Source organism: Pseudomonas sp. ICMP 8385, assembly GCF_002699915.1.
Classification (GTDB): Bacteria; Pseudomonadota; Gammaproteobacteria; order Pseudomonadales; family Pseudomonadaceae; genus Aquipseudomonas; species Aquipseudomonas gessardii.
This window is the reverse complement of the sequence record NZ_LKBY01000045.1, coordinates 1-25,483: the sequence shown is the minus strand read 5'-3', so window position 1 is coordinate 25,483 and position 25,483 is coordinate 1. Positions and strand designations below refer to the sequence as shown.

Genomic DNA, 25,483 nt, shown 5'->3' with positions numbered 1-25,483 from the left:
CGATGCTTTTACAGCTCTACAACCACCGCCTGGGAAGCACGGGTCGCCTTGGCCCGGGCAGCCTCGATCGACTCATCCCGCGCCAGCGCCACGCCCATGCGGCGCTGGCCATTCACTTCTGGCTTGCCGAACAGACGCAATGCCGTGTCCGGCTCGCTCAGGGCCGCGCCGAGGTTGGCGAATGCGGTCTGGGTCGACTGCCCTTCCACCAGGATCACCGCCGAAGCCGAAGGCCCGAACTGGCGGATCAATGGGATCGGCAAGCCCAGGATCGCCCGTGCGTGCAGGGCAAACTGCGACAAGTCCTGGGAAATCAAGGTCACCAGCCCGGTGTCGTGGGGGCGCGGCGAGACTTCGCTGAACCACACCTGGTCGCCCTTGATAAACAGCTCGACCCCAAACAGGCCTCGGCCACCCAGGGCCTCGGTCACAGCCTTGGCCACGCGCTCGGATTCGGCCAGGGCCGCCGGGCTCATAGCCTGGGGCTGCCAGGATTCCTGGTAGTCGCCCTTCTCCTGACGATGGCCCACAGGCGCGCAGAAGGTGGTGCCACCCACGTGACGCACGGTCAGCAGGGTGATTTCGTAATCAAAGTCGATAAACCCTTCAATGATCACCCGGCCCTTGCCGGCACGCCCGCCTTCCTGAGCGTAGTCCCAGGCTTTCTGCACGTCATCGACGCTACGCAACAGGCTTTGGCCCTTGCCCGACGAACTCATCACCGGCTTGACCACGCAGGGGAAGCCCAGGTCTTCGACGGCCTTGCGATAGTCTTCCACGGTGTCGGCGAAGTGGTACGGCGAAGTCGGCAGGTCCAGCTCTTCCGCGGCCAGGCGGCGGATGCCTTCACGGTTCATGGTCAACAGCGCCGCGCGGGCAGTGGGGATCACGGTAAAGCCTTCAGCTTCCAGCTCCACCAGGGTGCCGGTGGCGATGGCTTCGATTTCCGGGACGATGAAGTGCGGTTTTTCCGCCTCGATCACCGCACGCAGGGCCGCGCCGTCGAGCATGTTGATCACGTGGCTGCGATGCGCCACCTGCATGGCCGGCGCGTTGGCGTAGCGATCCACGGCAATCACTTCAACGCCCAGGCGTTGCAGTTCGATTACCACTTCCTTGCCCAGCTCACCGCAGCCACACATCAATACGCGGGTCGCGGTTGGCGACAATGGAGTTCCGATTCGGGTCATCTCAGGTCCTCAGGGGAGCGGATCAGGGGGAGAAAGGCCGGCATTTTACATGAACGGCACGCATTGGCCTCAGTTGGCGACACGCTGGCGCCGCAAACGCCAGGCCATGACCAGCCACACCACCGTAACCCCGGCAAATTTCGAGGCCAGGGCGGTGCCGACCACAGCCGGCGTCAACGCACCGATCAGGCCAAAAAAGATAAAGGTATCCAGGGGAATGCTCAGTGCCGAGCTGATCCACAGCCGGTCGTGCAACGGGCGCTTGGTGATGCTGAAGACCAACCAGTCGATGCACTCGGAGACCGCGAACGCCGTGGCGCTGGCCAGGGCGATGGACGGGTCGGAGGTGAGATAGGACAGCACCAGCGCCGCGAGCATGGCGATAATCGCCCCGTGGCCGAAGCGCGTTTGCACCATGTCCCGCAGGATAAACACCAGACCACCCCAGGCGGACCAGATGACATCCAGGTGCGGGGCGGTGGAAAAGGCGAAGTTGATCAGCACGACACTGCTGATATAGGCAATCAGGAAGAGCATGGGGCGAGGGACCTGTGGGTAATGCGCACAGGGTACACAATTAAAGGGATGTCGTCTGGAGGGGCCTCATCGCAGGCAAGCCAGCTCCCACCTGTTGAAATGCATTCCAAGGTGGGAGCTGGCTTGCCTGCGATAGCGCCCTTTCAGGCGCCGGATTTTCCAGGAATCATCCACAACACCCCACTGGCCTTCGCCCGCTCATGACACAACCCCAGCACCACCCGGCGCTCGGCGTTGTCCATGCGGCTCCAACGGGTGATTTCATCGACATTACGCTGGCAACCGGTGCAGATATCGTCGTCATCCAGCGCACAAATGCTCACACAGGGCGAGGCGACGGGGCGTTCAACCGGGTTCATTCCGACTGCTCGGCCAGGTCACGGGCATAGCGCTGCGAGTTATGCACATAGTGCGCAGCACTGGCCTCCAGCATTCTTTTCTGTTGCTCGGTCAATTCCCGCACCACCTTGCCCGGCGAGCCCATCACCAGCGAGCCATCAGGGATTTCCTTGCCCTCGCCGATCAACGAGTTGGCGCCAATGATGCAGTGCCGGCCGATTTTTGCACCGTTGAGAATCACCGCATTAATGCCAACCAGGCTGTAGTCGCCGACGGTGCAGCCATGCAGCATGGCGTTATGCCCCACCGTCACCCCCGTGCCCAGGGTCAGCGGGTAGCCCATGTCGGTGTGCATCACGCTACCGTCCTGCACGTTGCTGTTCTTGCCGATCAGGATCAGTTCGTTGTCGCCACGCAACACCGCGTTGAACCAGACGTTGGCGCCCTCCTCCAGCTTGACCTTGCCCACCAGCGTGGCATTGGGGGCCACCCAGCTGTGGGGATGGGTCTCGACGCGGGCATCGCCCAGGCGGTATTTCATGGTCTTCCCTCACGGCTTGCCATTCAAACGATGGCTTTAAGTATTGATAAAGCTTTTCGGCGGACGGTGCAGGCTGATGTCGGCATCGTCATAGAGCAGGTTGATCAACTCGACGATCATGATCGCCGTCAGGCCCCAGATCTTGTATTCACCAAAGCGATAGCTGGGCACATACCAACTGCGGCCCTGGTAATCGATACGGTGGGTATGCTCGCGCGGGTCCTGGCGGAAAAACTCCAGGGGCACGCTGAATACGGCGGCAATCTCGGCATCGTTGGCCAGGTATTCGACGTAATCGGGGATCACCCCCACATACGGGGTCACGCGGATGCCGTGCAGGGAAATCAGAGGGCTCAAGGGCCCGATCACTTCCACCAGGCCCGGTGGCAGGCCGATTTCTTCTTCGGCCTCGCGCAGCGCGGTGAACACCAGGTCCGGGTCTTCGGGGTCGCGGCGCCCCCCCGGGAACGCCACTTCGCCGCCATGGGTCGACAGGCCGCTGGCACGCAGGGTCAGGATCAGCTCGGGTTCGTCACTACGGGTAATCGGCACCAGCACGGCGGCCTCGGGGAAACGGCCGTCAGTTTCCAGCGTGCGTGGCGTGTGATTGCTTACCCGGCGAAGTAGCTCGTCCAGCATGAGTCATCTCGATCTGTTGGCTACCTTGCATCATGCACCAAAGCGTACGGGTGCCCAACCCCAAAACCCCGGCGGTGTCGCTAAACGACAACTTGCAGGCCACTGCCCTGCACGCCAAGATAGGCGCAGTCCCCAGGAACCCAAGCATGAATTTCTGCAGCCAGTGCGGTAAACCGGTCACCCAGCGCATTCCCGAAGGCGACGCGCGCCTGCGTTATGTGTGTGACCACTGTCAGACCATTCACTACCAGAATCCCAATATCGTTGCTGGCACCCTGCCCGTCTGGGGCAACCAGGTGCTGCTGTGCCGGCGTGCCATCGAGCCGCGCCTGGGCTACTGGACCCTGCCGGCGGGCTTTATGGAGAACGGCGAGACCGTGGAACAGGGCGCCTTGCGCGAAACCCTGGAAGAAGCCTGCGCCAGGGTGCGCAACCTGACGATCTACACGCTGATCGACGTCCCGCACATCAGCCAGGTGCATATCTTCTACCGCGCCGAACTGATCGACCTGGACTTTGCCGCCGGCCCCGAGAGCCTGGAAGTCAGACTATTCGATGAAGCGGACATCCCTTGGTCCGAGCTGGCTTTTCGCACGGTCAGGCGTACCTTAGAATGCTTTTTCGCCGACCGTCGGCAACAGGTGTTTCCCGTGCGCAGCGAATCGGTGCCACCCTTGACTCACCCGGCACAATAACAATCGAAAGGAATATCGCTGCAATGCGTTGGTTGCTTGCTCTGCTCTGCCTGTCGTTCGCCACGCTGTCGTGCGCTACCTCCCTGCAAACCCTGGGCGGTAAAACCGTCGAGAAGATCCTGGTGCTCAAGTCCGCCCATCAGTTGCAACTGATCAACGATGGCAAACCGCTGAAGACCTACCGCATCTCCCTGGGCAAGAACCCCAAGGGCCACAAACTGATCGAAGGCGACCGCCGCACCCCGGAAGGCTTCTACTGGATCGACTGGCGCAAGACCAGCGATCGCTTCAACCTGTCCATGCATATCTCCTACCCCAATATCAGCGATGCTGCCCGCGCCCGTCGCGAAGGGGTCAAGCCCGGCAGCATGATCATGATCCACGGCACGCCAGACAGTGAGGAATACCCGGAACAGTGGCTCCATACCCTGGACTGGACCGACGGCTGCATCGGCATGCGCAATGTCGACATGCGCGAAGTGTGGAACCTGGTCAAGGACGGCACGATGATCGAGATCCGCCCGTAACCGCGACCGTTCGTAAAATAATTCAAAAAAAACCTATCCCCCCTCCAGCCCCTGCCGGTGAATACCATTTCATCGGCAGGGGCTGTGCATTTCTGCGCTCGACCAAGACCTCTCTAATACCACTTGATACCACCCCCTGAAAAAGCCCCGTAAAACCCGGCTCCGCACGCTTTTGGCGGCATTGACATGGTATTTAAGTGGTATTAATTTCCGGCCATTACCGGGCGACAACACTCCAATAACCGCATCGGAAACCCACAGATGAATCCTATCCAGGCCCTGCGCCCCGACGACAAGCAATCCACCCCGCTGTACCTGCAATTGGCCCGCAGCCTGGAAGCGGCGATCCATGCCGGCCAGTGGAAATCCGAGCAGGCCCTGCCCTCCGAGCGCGCGCTCAGCGAGCAGTTGAGCATTTCCCGGGTGACGGCCCGTAAAGCGCTGGAAGTGTTGTTTGCCCAAGGCCTGATCCGTCGCAACCAGGGCTCCGGCACCTTTATCACGCCGCGCCTGGAGCAGCCGTTGTCGCGCCTTTCGGGGTTCAGCGAGATGCTGCGGCTCAAAGGCTTTGTGCCCAGCTCCCAATGGCTGGAGCGGGAAATCACCCCGCCGACCCATGAGGAGCTGATCCGCCTGTGCCTGTCGCCCACCGCCAAAGTGGCGCGGCTCAAGCGTCTGCGCAAGGCAGATGACACCGTGATGGCCATTGAAATGAGCACCCTGCCCGCCTCGATCATTCCCAACCCCCAGGCCATCGGCAGCTCGCTCTACGAATACCTCGAAGGCATCGGCAAACCGGTGGTGCGGGCCCTGCAACACATCCAGGCCATCAACGCCTCGGACGAATTCGCCGCCCTGGTGGGCATCGCCCCTGGCACCGCCATGCTGCTGATGACCCGGGTCGGCTACACCGCCGACAACACGCCGATCGAGATCACCGACACCTACTGCCGCAACGACTACTACGACTTTGTCGCAGAGCTGCGTCGCTATGACTTTGCCGCCGAGCTGCGGCCCTAGAGAACTGCCATGTCCGAAGACAATATCCTCACGCCCCACGGCTGGATCCGCGGCCGCCTGGTGCACCACGAAGGCAAGGTGACAGCCGTCGAAGGCGTGCCTTGCGACCCGGCCGACAATGACCTGCCCTACCTGCTGCCGGGTTTTATCGACCTGCATGTGCACGGCGGCGGCGGCAAGGACATCATGGAAGGCAGCAGCGCCTTCGAGACCATCACCCGCACCCATGTGCGCTTCGGCACCACCTCGCTGCTGGCCACCACCATGACTGCGCCGGTCGAGGAAATCTCCCGCGTACTCGGCGAACTCGGCCAGTTCTGCGAACAGCGCCCGGCCGGCAGCGCCCGGGTACTGGGGGTGCATCTGGAAGGACCCTATATCAATCCGGGAAAACTCGGCGCACAGCCCAACTTCGCCCACACCGCCTTGATGGCCGAGGTCGAGCAATACCTGGGCCTGGCGCCGATCCGGGTGATCACCATTGCCCCGGAAATCGCCGGGCATGACGGCCTGATCCGCGCCCTCAGCCAGCGCGGTGTGCGCATGCAGATCGGCCACACCCTGGGCAGCTATGAGGAAGGCGTCGCCGCCCTGGCGGCCGGCGCCACCAGCTTCACCCACTTGTACAACGCCATGAGCCCGCTGCATCACCGCGAACCGGGCATCGTCGGTGCCGCGCTGGCCCACGCGACCTACGCGGAACTGATCCCGGACCTGCTGCACGTGCACCCCGGTGCCATGCGCGTGGCCTTGCGTTCGATTCCCTGCCTGTACTGCGTCACCGACTCCACCGCCGCCGCCGGCATGCCCGACGGCGAATACAAGCTGGGTAGCCACACCGTGACCAAATGCCTGGGCGGCGTACGCCTGGCCGACGGCACCCTGGCCGGCAGCACCCTGACCATGGATCAGGCGCTGCGCAACCTGGTGAAAATCGGCCTGCCCATCAGCGAAGCCTCACAGCGCCTGTCGCAATTTCCTGCGGATTACCTGGGCCTGGAACAACGCGGCCGCCTGCACCCCGGCAGCTTTGCCGACTGCGTGCGCCTGGACCGCTCCCTGCACCTCACCGACGTAATGGTCGAAGGAGAAACCATTGACTTCAAAAATGCTTGAAGAGGCCCTGTCCTCCTGTGAGGCCGTCGCGGCCCAATTGCAATGCCTTGGCCCGCTGCTGGCCGAGGTCGCCGGGCGCCTGCGCCGCCAGCCGCCGCAAGTGGCGATGACCGTGGCCCGTGGCAGTTCGGACCACGCCGCCAGCTATTTCGCCTACCTGACCATGCAGCACGTGGGCGTGCCCGTGGCGTCGCTGCCGATGTCGGTGGTGACCCTGGCGCAGGCGCCGCTGAAAGTCAGCGGCCAGGTGGCCTTCGGCTTCTCCCAGTCGGGGCAAAGCCCGGACCTGGTCAACAGCCTGCGCCTGCTGCGCAAGCGCGGGGCCTTGAGTGTGTCGATGGTCAATGCCGAAGATTCGCCCCTGGAAGCCGCCTGCGAATTCCATGTGCCGCTGTGCGCCGGCCCCGAACGCAGCGTGGCCGCGACCAAGAGCTTTATCGCCACCTTGAGCGCCAGCGCCCAGTTGGTCGGGCACTGGAACCAGGAAGACGGCCTGCTCGAAGCCTGCCACGCCCTGCCCGCCGGCCTGCGCGAAGCGGCGACCCAGGACTGGAGCCTGGCCATCGACGCCCTGCGCGATTGCCAGCGCCTGATGGTCATCGGCCGTGGCGCCGGGTTTGCCATCGCCCAGGAAGCCGCGCTCAAGCTCAAGGAGACCTCGGCGATCCAGGCCGAAGCCTTCAGCAGCGCCGAAGTGCGCCACGGGCCGATGGCGCTGATCGATGACAACTACCCGTTGCTGGTATTCGCCCCGCGTGGCGCCGAACAGCCGGGCCTGCTGAGCCTGGCCACGGAGATGCGCCAACGCGGGGCCCGGGTGCTGCTGGCCGCGCCCGACGATATTGCCGAACGCGACCTGACCCTCAGCCGCGCCGAACACCCGGCCCTGGACCCGATCCTGGCGATCCAGAGCTTCTACGTGATGGCTGCAGGCCTGGCCCAGGCCCGGGGCATGGACCCGGACCAGCCCCGCCACCTGAGCAAAGTCACCCGCACCCACTGAGTTGATTTCTGTCGTTTCCTGATGAGTACCGTGCCCATGCCCGACAATAATAATGACCTCACCCTCAGCGCCCCCCTCAGCGGACCGGTGCTGACCCTGGGCAACGTGCCTGACGAGGTGTTCGCCAGTGGCGCCATGGGCGACGGGATTGCCATCGACCCCCTCAACGACTGCCTGCATGCGCCGTGCGCCGGTGTGGTGATCCATGTCGCCCGTACCGGCCACGCCCTGACGATCCGTGCCGACAATGGCGCCGAGGTGCTGCTGCACGTGGGCATCGACACTGTGCAACTGCAAGGCGAAGGCTTTGCCTTGCTGGTCAAGCAAGGTGCGCGGGTCAGCAATGGGCAGCCCCTGGTGCGCTTTGACCTGGACCGCATCGCCCGCCAGTGCAAAAGCCTGGTCAGCCTGATCATCCTCACCAATGGCGAGCAGTTCGAGTTGCGCCCGATGGCCGTCAATACGGTCAAGGTCGGTGAAGCCCTGTTGCGCATCGTCGCGCGTCAGCCTGCCGCCGTGCAGCCTGTGTCCGACCACTCCCAGGCCCATGCCAGCGCCAGCGTGCGTATCACCCATCGCGGCGGCCTGCATGCGCGCCCCGCAGCCCTGATCCGCAAGACCGCCCAGGGTTTCAGCAGCCAGTCGCAGCTGCATTTCGCCGGCAAATCGGCGTCGTGCGCCAGCCTGATCGGCCTGATGGGGCTGGGCATTGGTGAGCAGGACGAGGTACAGGTCACCTGCCAGGGCAAGGATTGCGACGCGGCGTTGCAGGCACTGGTCGCGGCCCTGTCGGTCACCCCCGGCGAACACGTGCAGGCCCCGGTGATCGTCGCTGCGCGCCCGCTCCATAGCGAAGCGGGCGTCTTGCAGGGCGTGTGTGCCGCTCCCGGGCTGGTCTGCGGGCCGCTGTTGCGCCTCAATACCATCGAATTGCCGCAAGACCCGGGCAACCATGGGCGCGATGAGCAATTGCAGCGCCTGGACAGTGCGTTGGAACAGGTACGCGGCGAAATCCGCAACACCCTGGACCACGCCCGCCAGCGCAAGGCCGTGGAGGAAGAAGAGATCTTCGCCGCCCACCTGGCACTGCTGGAAGACCCGACCCTGCTGGAAGCCGCCACCGGCGCCATCGAGCAAGGCAGCGCCGCCACCCACGCCTGGCGCGATGCGATCCAGGCCCAATGCGCGGTGTTGCTGGGCTTGGGCAAGCCGTTGTTTGCCGAACGCGCCAACGACCTGCGGGATTTACAGCAACGGGTGTTGCGCGCCCTGCTGGGTGAGGCCTGGCAGCTTGAATTGCCTGCGGGCGCGATTGTCGTCGCCCATGAACTGACCCCCTCGGACCTGCTGCAATTGAGCGCGCAAGACGCGGCCGGCATCTGCATGGCCGAAGGCGGCGCCACCTCCCATGTGGCAATCCTGGCGCGGGGCAAAGGCTTGCCCTGTGTGGTCGCCCTGGGCAGTGAAGTCCTGGATGTGCCCCAAGGCCAACGGGTGGTGCTGGACGCCAGCAATGGGCGCCTGGAACTCATGCCGGATGAGGCACGGCACGCCCAGGTCCATCAGTTCCGTGACGCGCAACGGCTGCGCCGCCAGCAGCAACAGGCCCTGGCCCTGGCCGCCGCCAATACCCTCGATGGCGTGAGCATTGAAGTGGCGGCGAATGTCGCCTCCAGCAGCGAGGCGCAGCTTGCCTTTGCAAACGGCGCCGATGGCGTGGGCCTGTTGCGCACCGAATTTCTGTTTGTCGACCGCCGCACCGCACCCGATGAGCAGGAACAGCGCCAGGCCTATCAAGCCGTCCTGGATGCCATGGGTGATAAGTCCGTGATCATCCGCACCATTGATGTGGGCGGCGACAAGCAGCTCGACTACCTGCCCCTGCCCGCCGAGGCCAACCCGGTGCTGGGCCTGCGCGGCATTCGCCTGGCCCAGGTGCGCCCGGAACTGCTCGACCAGCAGCTGCGCGCCCTGTTGCAGGTCAGCCCGTTGCAACGCTGCCGGATCCTGTTGCCGATGGTCAGTGAAGTCGACGAGTTGCTGCATATCCGCCAGCGCCTCGATGAGCTGTGCGCCGAACTGGAACTGACCCAGCGCCCGGAACTGGGAGTGATGATCGAAGTGCCGGCCGCTGCGCTGCTGGCCGAGCAACTGGCCGAGCATGCGGACTTTTTGTCGATCGGCACCAATGACCTGTCCCAGTACACCCTGGCCATGGACCGCGACCACGCCGGCCTGGCCGCGCGGGTCGATGCCCTGCACCCGGCGCTGCTGCGCCTGATCGCCCAGACCTGCGCCGGGGCGGCCAAACACGGGCGCTGGGTCGGCGTGTGTGGCGCCCTGGCCTCTGACCCGCTGGCTACTCCCGTACTGGTCGGCCTGGGGGTGCTGGAGCTGTCCGTCAGCCCGCCGCAAATTGCCGAAATCAAAGACCGCGTGCGCCACCTGGACGCCGCGCAATGCCGACAACTGAGCCAGGGCCTGCTCAACCTGAGCAGCGCCAGGGCCGTGCGCCAAGCCTGTCAACAGCACTGGCCGTTGAGCTGACAACAACAAGAAAAAGGAGACTCGCCATGTACCAACTGTTTATCGAAGGCCTGCAACGCCTGGGCCGTGCGCTGATGCTGCCCATCGCCATCCTGCCGATTGCCGGCCTGCTGCTGCGCCTGGGTGACACCGACCTGCTGAACATCGCCGTCATGCACGACGCCGGGCAAGCGATCTTCGCCAACCTGGCGCTGATCTTCGCCATCGGCATCGCCGTGGGTTTTGCCCGCGACAACAACGGCACGGCCGGGCTGGCCGGGGCCATTGGCTACCTGGTGATGGTCTCTACGCTCAAGGTGATGGACAGCACCATCAACATGGGCATGCTCGCCGGGATCGTCAGCGGGCTGATGGCCGGGGCGCTGTATAACCGCTTCAAGGACATCAAGTTGCCGGAGTACCTGGCGTTCTTTGGCGGGCGACGCTTTGTGCCGATTGTCACCGGGTTTTCGGCGGTGGGCCTGGGGGTGATCTTCGGGCTGATCTGGCCGCCGGTACAGCACGGCATCAATAGCTTCGGCGTGCTGCTGATGGAAAGCGGCAGCCTGGGCGCCTTTGTGTTCGGCGTGTTCAACCGCTTGCTGATCGTCACCGGCCTGCACCATATCCTCAACAACATGGCCTGGTTTGTGTTCGGCAGCTTCACCGACCCGGCCACCGGCGCGGTGGTCACCGGCGATCTGACCCGCTACTTTGCCGGCGACCCCAAAGGCGGCCAGTTCATGACCGGCATGTTCCCGGTGATGCTGTTCGGCCTGCCTGCCGCGTGCCTGGCGATGTACCGCAACGCCCTGCCGGAACGGCGCAAGATCATGGGCGGGATCTTCCTGTCGATGGCCCTGACCTCGTTCCTGACCGGGGTCACCGAGCCGATCGAATTCGCCTTCATGTTCCTCGCGCCATTCCTGTACCTGCTGCATGCGCTGCTCACCGGCCTGTCGATGGCGGTCACCAACCTGCTGAATATCCACTTGGGCTTTACCTTCTCCGGGGGATTCATCGACATGGTGCTGGGCTGGGGCAAGTCCACCAATGGCTGGCTGGTGTTCCCGGTGGGCCTGGCTTACGCAGTGATCTACTACAGCGTGTTCAACTACTGCATCCGGCGCTTCAACCTCAAGACCCCCGGGCGTGAAGATATCCAGGTGGTGCAGAGCGAGGCCCTGACCGACAACCAGCGCGCCGCCGCCTATATCCGGGCCCTGGGCGGTGCCGACAACCTGCTCAGCATCGGCGCCTGCACCACGCGCCTGCGCCTGGACATGGTGGACCGCAACAAGGCCGTGGACGCCGAGCTCAAGGCCCTGGGGGCGATGGCCGTGGTCCGCCCCGGCAATGGCGGCAGCTTGCAGGTGGTGGTGGGGCCGATGGCCGACAGCATTGCCGATGAGATTCGCCTGGCCATGCCGTCGTTTGTGGCCACTGCGCCTGCGGCGGTTGCGCCGGTGGATAAGCCCGTGACGGTGAATGTGCAAGAAGCCGAGCAATGGCTGAGTGCCTTGGGCGGCCGAGGGAATGTCCACCGGCTGGAAGCGGTGGCGATAACACGGTTGCGTGTGCAACTGGGGGATGACTCGGCGGTGTCTGAAGCCCAGCTGACCGCGCTCGGTTGCCAAGGCATGAGCCGGCTGGATAACGGTGTCTGGCACCTGTTGATGGGCGACAAGGCGGCGGGGATGGGTCAAGCACTGGAGCGCTTGGTTAGCCGCCCGATCGACGCCTGATCGTCCCCACGCTCTGCGTGGGGACGCATCCTCTGACGCTCCGCGTCAGGAGCGGGCGCAGAACGTCCAAAGCGGCATTCCCACGCAGAGCGTGGGAACGATCGGCGTACCGCTACTTATCTACCGCCCGGCCAAAGACACGCCTGCCCATGCTGTGGGTTCTAATCCCCAGCATGGAGAGCGTGCCTGTGAGCACCACACCCCAGGCCTTTGAAGGTATCAAGGGCCATCTCAACCAAATCGGGCATCACCTGCTCCAGGTCGAAGCAGCGCTATTGCCCGCACACAAACCCGCTGCCGAACTGGCCTACCTGGAAAAACTCAACGGCATCCTGACCCGTTACCGGCACCAGTTTCTGAGCAAGAGCCGGGCCCTTTATCAAGGGATAACCCAGGGCGATCTGCCCGCCCGGGTGGCGACCCTCAAGAGCACCCTCAATCCTTATCTGCTGGCGCTTGATCGCAACGAGCAGATCGACGGCAAGCCGCGCAAATCCTTCATGATCTTTGAAGCCGGTTTCACCGCCCTAGCCAATGAAACCGCCCTCAGCGCCCGCGACCGCCTGCTGCACCCGCAACAACAGGCCATGCTTGAGCGTGTCCCCCTAGGCAGCACGCTGCGCCCCGGCCTGTACGCCCTGAGCTTCGTTTATCAGGAACGGACTGTCGAACTGGCCGGCGCCTTTGTCCTGACCGAACACGCCAGCCCACGGGCTAGCGACCTGACCTCAGCCCCACCGGTGGGTGAAGTCATGTTGTTCACCCCTGCGCGGGGGATCGAATCCTTCGGCTCCCTGGCACAACTGAACACGCATTTGCTGCAAGCCATGGACGCGGTCGCACAGCGGCGTGCCTTCATGCAGCTGCTGCCTGTGCGTTATCGCGACATAACGCCTGGGGCAATCTGGCCGCTGGCACTGGCACCGATCCACGACAAACCGCTGTTTGAACACACCTACAATGCCCTGATCGACAAACGTACCCAGGACATCGAGCGGGCCTTGAGCCTGGTGGACAACCCCGGGCAGGACGCCGCTCAGTTGATCGACGCCCTGGACCATGCCATTGCGGCGGCCTTGCCCGACATCAGCGCGCGCCTGCAATGGCGCGCCCAGCGCTTGCTGGAACGCCACCTGCGCCACAGTGCGCCGGACTGGTACCGCAGCGCCAGCGAAACCCGCCGCGCCCTGCTGGCCGAACACCTGGCGGGCTATAACGACGCCCGCCAAGCCCTGCTGGACCTGCTGGGCCCGGTCACCACCCCGCAAACCCTGGCCCGCTATCAACTGCTCGAACGCTTGAGCGATGAACTGGATATCCACGACCTGGCACCGGAGCATCTGGAGGTCAACACCCGGCGCTACGTAGATCCCATCGGCGAGTACGAGCATGTCCGCACCCTGGTCGACCTGGCCCTGCGCGAACTGCAAGCCGGCGATGCCCTGACGGGCTCGGACTTCCTGAACAAAACCACGCTCACCTATCAAGGCGCGCCGCTGCCCAAGGCCTACGAGGAGCTGACTCCTGCCTGGCTCGCACAGTTGATCGGCACCCTGCAACCGCGTATCGACTTTGCCGATGCGCAACAACAGATGCACGCCAAGCCCGCCGTCAGCCTCGCGATTGAACGGATGCTCGACCAGCGGATCAACGCGCTGGCCTACACCGCACTGCTGCAAGGGCACCTCAGTGAGGATGACTTTCAATTGGTGCAGCATCTGCGCCAGGGCACCGACAGCCGCCTGAGCGCCGCGACCCTGTCGCTGCATGAAGCCCAGTTGCAAGACCTGTGGGTACTGCGCCAAAGCAATGCCCACGGCGCGGTCATCCGCTTGCTGCTGTGTACACCCGAGGCACCACGGGAGCAGCAATTCCAGGTGTTCGACAGTGAAATCGCCTGCCAACGCCACATCCTTGGCTGGAGCCTGGACAACGGCACCCGACAGCCTCCGGGCACCCTCACCGACTACCTGATCAAGCGGGTCGCCTTGCGGTTTCGCGAGGCCATGAAGCGGGTCCTGAGCGGCCTGAGCTTCAAGTTTCACGACGAGGAATACAAAGAAATCCGCTTTGGCAATATCGGCAGCCACGCCGACTGCCTCAAGGCCATGTCAGCCCATGTGCTGGCGACCCGTCTCGACGACTATGAGTTCAGCACGCCCAGTTGGTATCGCTCCACCAGCGCCGACAACCGTCAGAACCTGATGAAACTGACCGAAGACAGCGAAGGGGCCTTGTACACCTATAACGACTTCCCATTGTCTGATGCACAATTCCCCAGCTTCACCCACTACCTGCATGAACAGGCCAAAAAACGCCTGAATCAGCTGCTGGGGCGCAGCCAGAACGATATCGACCCCGACACCGTGTGGGCCTTCTCGCCGCCGGCACTGATCGGCCAGGCGGCACAGCCCCTGACCTACACCCAGCTGTACCGCGACGGCTACGCCGACGGCGTGGGTTTTATCGACGAGAAGTTCTCACGCGCCGCCCGTTTCAAAGGCCCGCCAGGCGTTGATCTGAGCCCACTCACCGCCGAAAAGGTCGCCCGCTCGGTCACCGGCACCTGGGTCGGCCAGCACTACATCAACGAGGTCAGGACCCGGTTGCTGAACACCGGCAGCGCGGACTATGACCTGCGACGCAATGCGACCCTGAGCATCACCCAACGCCAGATGCAGAACGCCGCGCTGGAGTGCCGGCTGCAAGGGGATATCGCCACGCCCGACTGGGAATGGCTGCAGCGCAGTATCGCCAGCATGGACAGTACCGCCACAGAAACACGCGCCACCTACGCCATCCATCGCCTGCTGGTGGACGGCGAGTGGGTGATGGGCAATTTCCTTTTCAGTCATGCCGGGTTCCCCACCTTGCTCTATACCCCCAACGCCCCGGACGGCATCAACTTCCGTGAAGCCCGGTTGTTCAATTACCTGCTGAAAAAAATCCCCGGCATGGTGGCCTACTTCACCTTGCGGGTCGGCGCGCCGTCCCAGGTCCGGGTCCGTGCCTTCCTTGAGGAGGCCAAGGCACAACTGCCCGAGGACCTGAACAAAACCGACGCCAGCCCGGCCCGCTATGACACAACCCGTGCACAGCCGCCCCTGCTGGATCTGCGTCGGGCACTGTATGACATGAAGCTGCAGCGCAAGATCGATGACGTTGAAGGCACCACGCTCAATCGCACTCAGATGATTACCGGGATCCTGTGGAACTGCGTGGAGTGGGTCACCGCCATTGCTACTGCGCCGTTTCCCATCCTCAGCCTGAGCCTGGGCATGCTGCTGGCGTTCAAGGACGGCATGCTGGCCCTGAACGCCTATCAACAAGGCGATACGAGTGCCGCCGTGGAACACCTGATCGGTTATGTGCTGAACAGCGCCGGCGCGGCGTTCACCGACCTGCGTCCGGCATTGGTTTCCCTTAGACAGCTTGCAAGACCAGCCCTGCGCGAGGTCGCCAAGAGCGCCGCTGCGACGAGCGAGATCCTGAAGCTGGTGCATCCCCTGCAACCCCAGACACTTGCGCCGGCAGACATGCAGGCAGTGCTGTTCGATGGCGAGTTGCTTTGGGCGAAAAACTCCCCGGACCCGATCGGACGGTATTTGCTGTACCGACTCGATCCGCCTACCGGCAAACTGATCTCCACCACTCGCGTGGCGGCACCTGATGCGCAAGGGGTGTGGCGCCGCACCGGCGTCACCGGTGGCGCGCCCAAGTATGAAAAATTGCCCGACACACCGGAGCCGCTCAAGCCTTATGAGATGCCGGCAAAGTACGCCAACAAACTGGAACTGGTACTCGACCCGGATGTGCGCACCGGGCTACTGCGGCGCTCGGAGTGGGATTTCGGCTCGCAAGACGTGATCCTGGGAAGCGCCGCCATTGAACTCAAATCCCTGCGCACCGCCTACCTGCAACAGGTCGAACGCCTGGCCAGCGACGCCCAGGACTTTTTCAAGGCTCTTGACCCGTTGCCGGCCCGCGCCGAGCTTGCGGCCCTGGACGTCAGCACGCCGTTTGCACAACTGCTCGCCAGCGATGCCTTCAGCGGTAACAAGAACCTGGTCATTGGCGCGGTACCCGGCTCCATCGCCAGCAAACAGCTGCTGGTCACACAAATGGACGCGTTGATCAGCAAAGGTTTCAAGCACCTTTATATCGAGTACCTGCCCGGTGATGTATTTCGTCCAAAACTGGAGAAGCTCAACAGCGGAAAATCCTGGCAGCACATCGAGCGGCACCTGAAGACCGTCGACAAAGCCTTTGGCTTGGCCGAGGACGCCGAGTACTCCTACGTCGCCCTGGTACGCAAGGCTCAGGAAAAGGGCTTTAAGATCAAGGCCCTGGATGCATCAACCTCCTATTGGCTGGACGACGCCCTGCAAATGGGCGACACCCCACCGACGACACCACGCGGCAACAGCCTCAGAAACTATTACTCCCACAAGGCCATTCAGGCCGATGCCCTCGGCGAGCAGGATGAACGCTGGGTTGCCCTGGTGGATCATTCCCGGCTGCGTACTTTCGAGCAGACACCTGGCCTGGCGGACCTAGAGGACGCAGTCGCGTTGCGCGTGGTGGATGTGGGCGCGGACCAACCCGTGGGCGTGTGGGTCGACACCCCCAGCGCCCTGGCGGGGGATGCGCTGCCCAGGGGCGATTACCAGTGGGCAATGCAGACCCCATACAAAGCGCCCGAGCCGCCAGCATCGTCCAGCGCAGCAGCTGCGGTGGTGACACATTACGACGAATACGACATCGCCCCTCCTCTCAGGGACAGCATCGCTCGTCAGACCGGAGCACGGCATGGCCTGGACACGCGCTACTTCCCGCAGAACCCGGAGCATCAGGAAGCCTTCAGAGCGTTTCTGAGCACCCGGGCCCGCCTGAGTGCGGATGCCAGCACTTACCTGGACAGCCACGTGCCACCGGCCAGGCCCGAGCCAGCCGTCCTCGGCCTGCCAAAAACCCCGGAGGCGCTGCTGGAGAAAATCCGTCACAGTGAGTTTTCAGGACTGGTGATCGGTGAAGGGCACAGTGCGCAATCGAGCAAACGCTTGCTGCGCGACTACATGGGGACACTCAAGGAGCTGGAGTTCAAGACGCTGTATGTGGAGCACTTGCTGACCGATATGCACCAGCAAGAGCTGGATCTATTTGTGCAGACACAACGGCTGCCGGATAACCTCAAACGTCACCTCGCGCAACTGGATCGAGGCCATATGCCGGGCTACAAAGGCAGTGATACCTACACCGAAGTGATCCAGATCGCGGCACGGCACGGCATGCGCATCCGCGCCCTGGACTGCACCGCCAGTTACCACATCAAAGGGTTGGGGGACGCGGACGTCTCACGCAACCAGCTGTTCAGTTACTTCGCCTCCAAGGTAATCGAGGCCGACCAGGCCGCACACGGGCCGCACAAGTGGGTTGCCTTCGTGGGCAGCGCGCACACCAACACCCACCTGAGCGTGCCTGGCCTCGCGCAACTGCAGGGGGCGGTCAGCCTGCATGTCCGGGACACCGCCCCGGCGCTGGCGCAGAATATTCGAGCGGGTGCCTGGGAGACGGTTTCCGAAGGGATCAGCCCTTACACCAGGGCCTTGCGCAGCGACTTCATCCTGGACGCCGGCGTTGCCGGGATCCAAGCCCCGGCGCCCTTCGTCGCGGTGGACAGGGCACGCCTGAACCGGCCCGGCCTGTTCCTGATCGAACGCCCGTCGCCCTCGCAGAACCACTTGCTGCATCGCTCGCGCAGCGGGGAGATCGTGTCGACACCGATCAAGGTCGACAACAACGGCCTGTTTTATGTCGAGCGCTGGGAGCCGATGCAGGGCAAGCGGTTCAGCTACGAAAATATGTTGATCAATGCGTTGAAGGCTGAAGTGGGGTTGATGCCCGCCCCTTGAACCATTGAGGCTTTGATATCGAAGCCATAAGCGCCAACAAAAAACCCGCTGGCCAAACTGGCCCAGCGGGTTTCTTGTCTTGACCGCCTGCGGATCAGAAATCCGCCAACTGCCACACTTCATAAGCCGGTGTTTCATACGGGTGGCTGCGCTTCAACGCGGCCACAACGGCCACAATCAACTCATCGGCCACCACCAGCTCAACCTTCCATTCCTCGACCACTTCAACCTGGCCCACCTGCCCGATAAACGGCTGGCTGCCGTCCAGCGCGCGGAACTGACCCTGGCCCAGCACTTGCCAGGCGCAGCGGTCGTAGTTGCCGATGCGCCCGCCGCCAGCGTTGAGGACGGCGGTTTTCACCGCCTCCACATGGCTGTCGGGCACAAAGAAGGCAAGCTTGTACACGGCCTTAGTTCACCCACACGCGGGCGTTACGGAACATGCGCATCCACGCGCCGTCTTCGTTCCACTCTTCGGGGCGCCACGAGTTCTGCACGGCACGGAATACACGCTCCGGGTGCGGCATCATGATGGTCACGCGACCGTCGCGGCTGGTCAGCCCGGTGATCCCGCGCGGCGAGCCGTTCGGGTTGGCCGGGTAGCTTTCGGTGACCTTGCCGTGGTTGTCGACAAAACGCAGGGCCACGGTGCCGGACAGATCGGCTTCCAGCAGGGCTTCCTCGCTCTCGAACTCGGCATGGCCTTCACCGTGGGCGATGGCGATTGGCATGCGCGAACCGGCCATGCCTTGCAGGAAGATCGAGTTCGACTCCTGCACCTGCACCATGGCCACACGGGCTTCAAACTGCTCGGAACGGTTACGCACAAAGTGCGGCCAGAACTCGCTGCCCGGGATCAGTTCGCTGAGGTTGGACATCATCTGGCAACCGTTGCACACACCCAGGGTGAAGCTGTCGTTGCGCTCGAAGAAGCCCTGGAACGCATCGCGGGCACGGCTGTTGAACAGGGCCGACTTGGCCCAGCCTTCACCGGCCCCCAGCACGTCGCCGTAGGAGAAACCACCGCAGGCCACCAGGCCTTTGAACTCGTTGAGGTCGACGCGGCCGGCGAGGATATCGCTCATATGCACGTCGATCGCATTGAAGCCGGCACGGTCGAACGCCGCCGCCATTTCCACCTGGCCGTTGACGCCCTGCTCACGCAGCACGGCAACCTGTGGGCGGATGCCTTTCTTGATGTACGGCGCGGCGATGTCCTGGTTGACGTCGAAGCTGAGCTTGGTGCTCAGGCCCGGGTTGTCTTCTTCCAGGATCACGTCGAATTCCTGCTCGGCACAGTCGACGTTATCGCGCAGGCGCTGGATCTGGTAGCTGGTCTCGGCCCACTGGCGTTGCAGCAGGCGGCGCTGGCCTTCAAACACCGTGTCGCCGTTGAACACGATGTTGATCACGCCGTTGTTGATCGGCTGGCCGACCACGGCCACGCAGTCGCCCAGGCCAGCGGCGCTGAACTGTGCAAGCACGTCCGGGGTGGCGTCCTGGCGTACCTGGATCACCGCGCCCAACTCTTCGTTGAACAGGATGGCAGCGATATCGGCAGACGTTTCCGCCAGGCCGTCGAGGTTCAGGCTCAGGCCGCAGTGACCGGCAAAGGCCATTTCCACGACGCTGGTCAGCAAACCACCGTCGGAACGGTCGTGGTAGGCCAGCAGGTGGCCGTCGGCATTCAGGCCCTGGATCACGGCGAAGAAGGCTTTCAGGTCTTCGGCGTCGTCGACGTCCGGGGCCTGCTTGCCGAGCTTGCCGTGGGTCTGGGCGAGGATCGAGGCGCCCATGCGGTTCTGGCCACGGCCCAGGTCGACCAGGATCAGGTCGGTGGTGCCCTTGTCCATGCGCAGTTGCGGGGTCAGGGTGTGGCGGATGTCGGTGACCGGCGCAAAGCCGGTGACGATCAGCGACAGCGGCGAGGTGACGCTCTTGTCGGTGCCTGCATCGTTCCAACGGGTGGCCATGGACATGGAGTCCTTGCCCACCGGAATGGTGATCCCCAGTTCCGGGCACAGCTCCATGCCGACCGCCTTGACGGTGTCGTACAGGCGCGCATCTTCACCGGGGTGGCCGGCAGCAGACATCCAGTTGGCCGACAGCTTGATATCCGACAGCTTGCCAATGCGCGACGCGGCGATGTTGGTGATGGTTTCGCCAATGGCCATGCGGCCCGACGCCGGGGCGTCCAGCAGGGCCAGCGGGGTGCGCTCGCCCATGGCCATGGCTTCACCGGTGTACACGTCAAAGCTGGTGGCGGTCACGGCAACGTCAGCTACCGGCACCTGCCATGGGCCGACCATCTGGTCACGGGCCACCAGGCCAGTGATGGTGCGGTCGCCGATGGTGATCAAAAAGCTTTTGCTCGCCACGGCCGGGTGGTGCAGCACGCGCTCGATGCTGTCGGCCAGATCCAGAGTGCTTGGGTCGAAATCATCGCCCAATTCGGCTTCACGTACCGCCGAACGGTGCATGCGCGGGGCCTTGCCCAGCAGCACTTCGAGGGGCATGTCCACCGGGCTGTTGCCGAAGTGGCTGTCGGTCACGGTCAGTTGCGGCTCGGCCGTGGCTTCGCCGACCACGGCAAACGGGCAACGCTCGCGTTCGCAGATGGCCTGGAAGCGCGCGAAGTCTTCAGGGCCGACCGCCAGTACGTAACGTTCCTGGGATTCGTTGCTCCAGATTTCGTGCGGGGCCATGCCCGGCTCGTCGTTTGGAATGTTGCGCAGTTCAAAACGGCCACCACGGTCGCCGTCGTTGACCAGTTCCGGGAAGGCGTTGGACAGGCCGCCGGCGCCGACGTCGTGGATAAAGCTGATGGGGTTCTTATCTCCCAACTGCCAGCAACGGTCGATGACTTCCTGGCAACGGCGTTCCATTTCCGGGTTTTCACGCTGTACCGAAGCAAAGTCCAGGTCGGCCGAGCTGGTGCCGGTGGCCATGGAGGAAGCTGCGCCGCCGCCCAGGCCGATCAACATCGCCGGGCCGCCGAGCACGATCAGCTTGGAGCCGACCAGGATCTCGCCCTTTTGCACATGCTCTTCACGGATGTTGCCCATGCCGCCGGCCAACATGATCGGCTTGTGGTAACCGCGCACTTCATCGCCATGGGGGGTGGTGATGGACTGCTCGAACGTACGGAAGTAGCCGGTCAGCGCCGGACGCCCGAATTCGTTGTTGAACGCGGCGCCGCCCAGCGGGCCTTCGATCATGATGTCCAGCGCAGTCACGATGCGCTCAGGCTTGCCGTATGGCACTTCCCACGGCTGTTCAAAGCCCGGGATCTGCAGGTTGGACACGGTGAAGCCGGTCAGGCCCGCCTTGGGCTTGGCGCCACGGCCGGTTGCACCTTCGTCGCGGATCTCGCCGCCCGAGCCGGTGGCGGCGCCCGGGAACGGGGCAATCGCGGTCGGGTGGTTGTGGGTCTCGACCTTCATCAGGATATGCACCGGCTCCTGCACCGCGCCGTACTGGCGGGTTTCCGGGTCCGGGAAGAAACGGCCAGCGACGCTGCCGACGATGACCGAGGCGTTGTCCTTATAAGCCGACAGAACGCCTTCGCTGTGCATCACGTAGGTGTTCTTGATCATGCCGAACAGGCTTTTTTCCTGGCTCTGGCCGTCGATATCCCAACTGGCGTTGAAGATCTTGTGGCGGCAGTGCTCGGAGTTGGCCTGGGCGAACATCATCAGTTCGATGTCGTGGGGGTTGCGCTGCAAGCCGTTGAAGGCGTTGACCAGGTAGTCAATCTCGTCTTCGGCCAGGGCCAGGCCCAGTTCGGTGTTGGCCTTCTCGAGGGCGGCGCGGCCACCGCCAAGCACGTCAATCGCGGTCAACGGCTTGGGTTCGGCGTGGCTGAACAGACCGGCGGCCTGTTCCAGCTGGCCGACGATGATCTGGGTCATGCGGTCGTGCAGGCTGCTGGCGATCAGCTCGGCCTCGGCGTCGCTGAACTGGCCAGCCACGTAGAAGGCGATCCCGCGTTCCAGGCGCTGGATTTTTTCCAGGCCACAGTTACGGGCGATATCGCTGGCCTTGCTCGACCAGGGCGAAATGGTGCCGAACCGTGGCAGGACCAGGAACAAGCGGCCGCTCGGCTCTTGAACGGGAACGCTGGGGCCGTACTTCAGAAGGCGTGCCAGCACTTGCTGTTCGTCGGCGGTCAAAACGCCGTTAACGTCGGCGAAGTGAGCAAATTCAGCATACAGGCCAGTGACAGCTGGAACCTTCTGGCTCAGTTGCTCAAGGAGTTTGCTGTGGCGAAAGGCAGAAAGGGCAGGAGCGCCGCGCAGGATCAACATCTTCGGGACAGCCTCGGGAAGGGGGTGTGCTTTGAGGCCGTGCATTCTAGCGTAAACCTGCGCCAACGGCACCCGAAACGGTGCCACTGGCCGCTGCCGAACGTCAGTTGGCACAGATTGCTCGGTAGCGGGACGATCCGGCGCAGTTATTTTAGCCCGCACAATCGCGCCCCAGGCCACGTTTCTGCGGGCTACAGCACAGTTTCGCCAGCGCTAGCAGACAACGCCCATGCTGTCGAGATATGGCGCCGTGGGCCGTTTGCGTATACTGCGCAGATGTTCTCCCCAACTGCTTTGCGCCCGCGATGCGCCAAATGGCTCATCGCCACCGGACTCTTCCTGCTGCTCAGCGCCTGTGTTGATAAGCCCAGCACGCTCGAGCGAATCAAGGAGGATGGCGTATTGCGGGTGATTACCCGAAACAGCCCGGCCACCTATTTCCAGGACCGCAACGGCGAAACCGGTTTTGAATACGAACTGGTCAAGCGCTTTGCCGACGACCTGGGGGTCAAGCTTGAAATCGAGACCGCCGACAACCTCGACGACCTGTTCGGCCAGTTGGGCAAACCCAACGGCCCGGTACTGGCGGCCGCCGGCCTGGTCAGCAGCGAACAGCGCAAACAGCAGGTGCGGTTTTCCCATCCGTACCTGGAAGTCACCCCGCAGATCATCTACCGCAACGGCCAGTCCCGCCCCACCAACGCGGCCGATCTGGTGGGCAAGAAGATCATGGTGCTCAAGGGCAGCACCCATGCCGAGCAATTGGCCGCGCTGAAAAAGCAGAATCCTGCGATTGAATACGAAGAGTCCGACGCCGTTGAAGTGGTCGACCTGCTGCGCATGGTCGACGAAGGGCAGATCGACCTGACCCTGGTCGACTCCAATGAAGTGGCGATGAACCAGGTGTACTTCCCCAACGTGCGGGTGGCCTTCGACCTGGGCGACGCCAGCAACCAGAGCTGGGCCGTGGCCGCGGGCGAAGACAACAGCCTGCTCAACGAGGTCAACAGCTACCTCGACAAGGTCGAGAAAAACGGCACCCTGCAACGCCTCAAGGATCGTTATTACGGGCATGTCGATGTACTGGGCTATGTCGGCGCCTACACCTTCGCCCAGCACTTGCAGCAGCGCCTGCCCAAGTACGAGAAGTTCTTCAAGGCCTCGGCCAAGGAAGAAAAGGTCGATTGGCGGCTCTTGGCAGCCATTGGTTACCAGGAATCGCTGTGGCAACCGGCGGTCACCTCCAAGACCGGCGTGCGCGGCCTGATGATGCTGACCCAGAACACCGCCCAGGCCATGGGCGTGTCCAATCGCCTGGACGCGCGGCAGAGCATCAAGGGGGGCGCCAAGTACCTGGCGATGATCAAGAGCGAATTGGACGACAAGATTCTCGAACCTGATCGCACCTGGTTTGCCCTGGCGGCCTACAACGTCGGCGGGGGCCACCTGGATGACGCACGCAAGCTGGCGCAAAAGGAAGGCCTGAACCCGAACAAATGGCTGGATGTGAAGAAAATGCTGCCGCGCCTGTCGCAGAAGCAGTGGTACAGCAAGACCCGCTACGGTTACGCCCGGGGCGGCGAGCCGGTGCACTTCGTGGCCAACATCCGCCGTTACTACGACATCCTGACCTGGGTAACCCAGCCGCAGTTGGAAGGCAACCAGGTGGTGGAAGGCAACCTGCATGTCCCGGGTGTGGACAAGACCAAGCCGCCGCAAGAGCCCCCCCAACTCTGACCCCTGGGAACGACCAGACACCACAAAACCCAATGTGGGAGCGGGCTTGCCCTAATGCCAGTCAGTTAAGCCCTCCCGCTTTCTTTTTGGGGTATTTGACCGGCCTAGGCTTGACCACCCTGGGGTAACTTCGTTGACGCCTGGCAGGTAACATGAAGTGTTGAGCCTGAGTGCGCAGCTCTGCCAGCCGCTTAGGAATCGTACCTGGCGTTTCCAGCGGACAGAAACGGAGTGCGTTGGTCACCGCTTGAGCCAACCAGAGGAAGCTTAAACGTTGCGGTGCAACTTTCATTTCGCCAGCCATCAAGCGCATTTCCTGTCGAATCAGATTGTAAGCAAGCAGGGTTCCCCACAGTTCCTGACGCACCAGATCAGGTTGTTTACTGCGTAGTTGTTCGCCTTTAAGCAGGTTTTGCTTGATCTCGCGGTAACCCAATTCGATTTCCCAACGTTCGTTGTAATGCCCTGCCACCTGATGGGCAGGGTAACGTTCGGCGTCAACCAACGAGGTCAGGTAGCGACGGGGTTTGTCGTCTATCGAATACTCGATCAATCGTTGTAATGCCCTGCCACCTGATGGGCAGGGTAACGTTCGGCGTCAACCAACGAGGTCAGGTAGCGACGGGGTTTGTCGTCTATCGAATACTCGATCAATCGAGCATGCCAATGGCTGGGAAGATCCGGACGCTGCTTGAGTGCATCCCGGGAAACGGTCAACCGTACAAGCCAGTCACCCACGCCCAACTCTTCGATCACCTCGTATTTGAGCGGTTTGCGCGCTCGCATGAGCCAGTGTCGTTCAGTTCCACTTTGCTGCCAGTCGAGCAACAGGGCCGCTGAATAGTAAGCACGATCAAAAATGGTTACCGAGTAGTCACTGACGGCGTTCTCCAGACCTTTGGCATGACGTAGTTCGCCGACCGCAAACTCACCAAAACAGGCAGCACGAATCAAGTGACTATAGGTGTCCATCAGGCAGACACCGCGAACTTGTGGCCAGGCGCCATCTCCAGAATGGGTTCGCCCTCCACCAAAGGCCTGACGGTTTTCCGGGGTGTCAGGGGTGGACCAAACTACGCCGTCGACGGCGAAGCTACGCAACCCCAAGAAACCGGCTGAAGGCGGCTGCTCGACACCACCCCATGCTTGGGCCAATTGCTCAAACAGCTCCAAACTACGCCGTCGACGGCGAAGCTACGCAACCCCAAGAAACCGGCTGAAGGCGGCTGCTCGACACCACCCCATGCTTGGGCCAATTGCTCAAACAGCGCCGCCAATGGTGCCTCTCCAAGGCGCTGTCGGGCTTGAACGGCGGCACTGGGCACGGGCACCTTGGCTTCGCCCAGCGCCAGTCCCAACTGCTGCACGATGAGCCAAATCGGTTCATTTTTGAACAAGGCCAAACCGACCACCAACCATACGATCACGGGCACCTTGGCTTCGCCCAGCGCCAGTCCCAACTGCTGCACGATGAGCCAAATCGGTTCATTTTTGAACAAGGCCAAACCGACCACCAACCATACGATACGCTCGGCCGGCAAGCGTCTGCGGCGAATAGAGACCGTACCGGTCGACACGAGAGCCTGTTCAATCCATGCAGGATCAATCAATTGTGCAAAGCGTTCAAAGGAGATTGGATTGAGCTTGGT

At 62.9% G+C, this 25,483-nt stretch carries 19 protein-coding genes; 9 read left to right on the top strand and 10 right to left on the bottom strand.

The window, feature by feature from the left end:
• Positions 1 to 8: 8 nt before the first annotated feature.
• The 5 genes from purT to AO268_RS06280 form a co-directional block, all read right to left on the bottom strand.
• Positions 9 to 1,190 (bottom strand): formate-dependent phosphoribosylglycinamide formyltransferase, encoded by a 1,182-nt coding sequence (gene purT, locus AO268_RS06300; protein ID WP_076962107.1) that lies wholly within the window; start codon positions 1,188 to 1,190, stop codon positions 9 to 11.
• 69 nt (positions 1,191 to 1,259) lie between these two features.
• Entirely contained in the window at positions 1,260 to 1,727 is a 468-nt protein-coding gene (locus tag AO268_RS06295; protein WP_099168189.1) for a VUT family protein, read from the bottom strand.
• A 143-nt stretch (positions 1,728 to 1,870) separates the two neighbouring features.
• Positions 1,871 to 2,086, bottom strand: coding sequence for a DUF1289 domain-containing protein (locus AO268_RS06290; protein ID WP_057437987.1), 216 nt, complete (start codon positions 2,084 to 2,086; stop codon positions 1,871 to 1,873).
• A complete protein-coding gene (locus AO268_RS06285; protein ID WP_076962104.1) occupies positions 2,083 to 2,607 on the bottom strand; it encodes a gamma carbonic anhydrase family protein in 525 nt (174 codons plus the stop codon). The genes AO268_RS06290 and AO268_RS06285 overlap by 4 nt, the downstream gene beginning before the upstream one ends.
• A gap of 36 nt (positions 2,608 to 2,643) precedes the next feature.
• Positions 2,644 to 3,246: a CoA pyrophosphatase gene (locus AO268_RS06280; protein WP_029296164.1), complete on the bottom strand. Its 603-nt coding sequence runs from the start codon at positions 3,244 to 3,246 to the stop codon at positions 2,644 to 2,646.
• A gap of 146 nt (positions 3,247 to 3,392) precedes the next feature.
• Here AO268_RS06280 and AO268_RS06275 point away from each other — a divergent pair, with 146 nt between their 5' ends.
• The 8 genes from AO268_RS06275 (at position 3,393) to AO268_RS06240 (ending at position 17,790) form a co-directional block, all read left to right on the top strand.
• On the top strand, positions 3,393 to 3,941 hold the full coding sequence (locus AO268_RS06275) for an NUDIX hydrolase (protein WP_076962103.1): 549 nt from the start codon (positions 3,393 to 3,395) through the stop codon (positions 3,939 to 3,941).
• A gap of 23 nt (positions 3,942 to 3,964) precedes the next feature.
• Positions 3,965 to 4,468, top strand: a complete 504-nt coding sequence (locus AO268_RS06270) for a L,D-transpeptidase family protein (RefSeq protein WP_076962102.1) — start codon at positions 3,965 to 3,967, stop codon at positions 4,466 to 4,468.
• Positions 4,469 to 4,729: 261 nt separating this feature from the next.
• Positions 4,730 to 5,488 carry a GntR family transcriptional regulator gene (locus AO268_RS06265; RefSeq protein WP_076962101.1) on the top strand — a complete coding sequence of 253 codons (759 nt, stop codon included), beginning with the start codon at positions 4,730 to 4,732 and terminating at the stop codon, positions 5,486 to 5,488.
• Positions 5,489 to 5,497: 9 nt separating this feature from the next.
• The gene (gene nagA / locus AO268_RS06260) at positions 5,498 to 6,604 is read left to right on the top strand and encodes an N-acetylglucosamine-6-phosphate deacetylase (RefSeq protein WP_099168188.1); all 1,107 of its coding nucleotides are present in this window, start codon (positions 5,498 to 5,500) and stop codon (positions 6,602 to 6,604) included.
• Positions 6,597 to 7,607 (top strand): SIS domain-containing protein, encoded by a 1,011-nt coding sequence (locus AO268_RS06255; protein WP_076962099.1) that lies wholly within the window; start codon positions 6,597 to 6,599, stop codon positions 7,605 to 7,607. The genes nagA and AO268_RS06255 overlap by 8 nt, the downstream gene beginning before the upstream one ends.
• Positions 7,608 to 7,643: 36 nt before the next feature.
• Positions 7,644 to 10,154 (top strand): phosphoenolpyruvate--protein phosphotransferase, encoded by a 2,511-nt coding sequence (gene ptsP / locus AO268_RS06250; RefSeq protein ID WP_099168187.1) that lies wholly within the window; start codon positions 7,644 to 7,646, stop codon positions 10,152 to 10,154.
• A gap of 26 nt (positions 10,155 to 10,180) precedes the next feature.
• Positions 10,181 to 11,878, top strand: a complete 1,698-nt coding sequence (gene nagE / locus AO268_RS06245; protein ID WP_099168186.1) for an N-acetylglucosamine-specific PTS transporter subunit IIBC — start codon at positions 10,181 to 10,183, stop codon at positions 11,876 to 11,878.
• Positions 11,879 to 12,066: 188 nt separating this feature from the next.
• Positions 12,067 to 17,790, top strand: a complete 5,724-nt coding sequence (locus AO268_RS06240) for a membrane-targeted effector domain-containing toxin (protein WP_099168185.1) — start codon at positions 12,067 to 12,069, stop codon at positions 17,788 to 17,790.
• A gap of 94 nt (positions 17,791 to 17,884) precedes the next feature.
• Here AO268_RS06240 and AO268_RS06235 read toward each other — a convergent pair whose 3' ends face one another.
• Both AO268_RS06235 and purL read right to left on the bottom strand, forming a co-directional pair.
• Entirely contained in the window at positions 17,885 to 18,196 is a 312-nt protein-coding gene (locus AO268_RS06235; protein WP_076962095.1) for an NGG1p interacting factor NIF3, read from the bottom strand.
• A 4-nt stretch (positions 18,197 to 18,200) separates the two neighbouring features.
• Positions 18,201 to 22,097, bottom strand: coding sequence for a phosphoribosylformylglycinamidine synthase (purL, locus tag AO268_RS06230; protein ID WP_099168184.1), 3,897 nt, complete (start codon positions 22,095 to 22,097; stop codon positions 18,201 to 18,203).
• A gap of 276 nt (positions 22,098 to 22,373) precedes the next feature.
• On the opposite strand from purL, the gene mltF reads away from it, so the two are divergent.
• Positions 22,374 to 23,834: a membrane-bound lytic murein transglycosylase MltF gene (mltF, locus tag AO268_RS06225; RefSeq protein WP_099168183.1), complete on the top strand. Its 1,461-nt coding sequence runs from the start codon at positions 22,374 to 22,376 to the stop codon at positions 23,832 to 23,834.
• A gap of 61 nt (positions 23,835 to 23,895) precedes the next feature.
• On the opposite strand, the gene AO268_RS06220 is transcribed toward mltF, so the two are convergent.
• The 3 genes from AO268_RS06220 to AO268_RS06210 all read right to left on the bottom strand — a co-directional run.
• The gene (locus AO268_RS06220; RefSeq protein ID WP_099168182.1) at positions 23,896 to 24,387 is read right to left on the bottom strand and encodes a transposase; all 492 of its coding nucleotides are present in this window, start codon (positions 24,385 to 24,387) and stop codon (positions 23,896 to 23,898) included.
• Positions 24,384 to 24,989, bottom strand: coding sequence for a transposase (locus tag AO268_RS06215; RefSeq protein WP_176561345.1), 606 nt, complete (start codon positions 24,987 to 24,989; stop codon positions 24,384 to 24,386). Before AO268_RS06215 ends, AO268_RS06220 begins: the two co-directional genes overlap by 4 nt.
• Positions 24,908 to 25,483: transposase domain-containing protein (locus AO268_RS06210; protein ID WP_218927877.1), on the bottom strand; the 576-nt coding region annotated here is incomplete at its 5' end. The genes AO268_RS06215 and AO268_RS06210, both read right to left, overlap by 82 nt.

What these genes read in the sequence shown, in the direction of transcription:
- purT (WP_076962107.1), bottom strand. Translation starts at nt 1,190, where the DNA reads ATGACCCGAATCGGAACTCCATTGTCGCCAACCGCGACCCGCGTATTG.
- AO268_RS06295 (WP_099168189.1), bottom strand. Translation starts at nt 1,727, where the DNA reads ATGCTCTTCCTGATTGCCTATATCAGCAGTGTCGTGCTGATCAACTTC.
- AO268_RS06290 (WP_057437987.1), bottom strand. Translation starts at nt 2,086, where the DNA reads ATGAACCCGGTTGAACGCCCCGTCGCCTCGCCCTGTGTGAGCATTTGT.
- AO268_RS06285 (WP_076962104.1), bottom strand. Translation starts at nt 2,607, where the DNA reads ATGAAATACCGCCTGGGCGATGCCCGCGTCGAGACCCATCCCCACAGC.
- AO268_RS06280 (WP_029296164.1), bottom strand. Translation starts at nt 3,246, where the DNA reads ATGCTGGACGAGCTACTTCGCCGGGTAAGCAATCACACGCCACGCACG.
- AO268_RS06275 (WP_076962103.1), top strand. Translation starts at nt 3,393, where the DNA reads ATGAATTTCTGCAGCCAGTGCGGTAAACCGGTCACCCAGCGCATTCCC.
- AO268_RS06270 (WP_076962102.1), top strand. Translation starts at nt 3,965, where the DNA reads ATGCGTTGGTTGCTTGCTCTGCTCTGCCTGTCGTTCGCCACGCTGTCG.
- AO268_RS06265 (WP_076962101.1), top strand. Translation starts at nt 4,730, where the DNA reads ATGAATCCTATCCAGGCCCTGCGCCCCGACGACAAGCAATCCACCCCG.
- nagA (WP_099168188.1), top strand. Translation starts at nt 5,498, where the DNA reads ATGTCCGAAGACAATATCCTCACGCCCCACGGCTGGATCCGCGGCCGC.
- AO268_RS06255 (WP_076962099.1), top strand. Translation starts at nt 6,597, where the DNA reads ATGCTTGAAGAGGCCCTGTCCTCCTGTGAGGCCGTCGCGGCCCAATTG.
- ptsP (WP_099168187.1), top strand. Translation starts at nt 7,644, where the DNA reads ATGCCCGACAATAATAATGACCTCACCCTCAGCGCCCCCCTCAGCGGA.
- nagE (WP_099168186.1), top strand. Translation starts at nt 10,181, where the DNA reads ATGTACCAACTGTTTATCGAAGGCCTGCAACGCCTGGGCCGTGCGCTG.
- purL (WP_099168184.1), bottom strand. Translation starts at nt 22,097, where the DNA reads ATGTTGATCCTGCGCGGCGCTCCTGCCCTTTCTGCCTTTCGCCACAGC.
- mltF (WP_099168183.1), top strand. Translation starts at nt 22,374, where the DNA reads ATGTTCTCCCCAACTGCTTTGCGCCCGCGATGCGCCAAATGGCTCATC.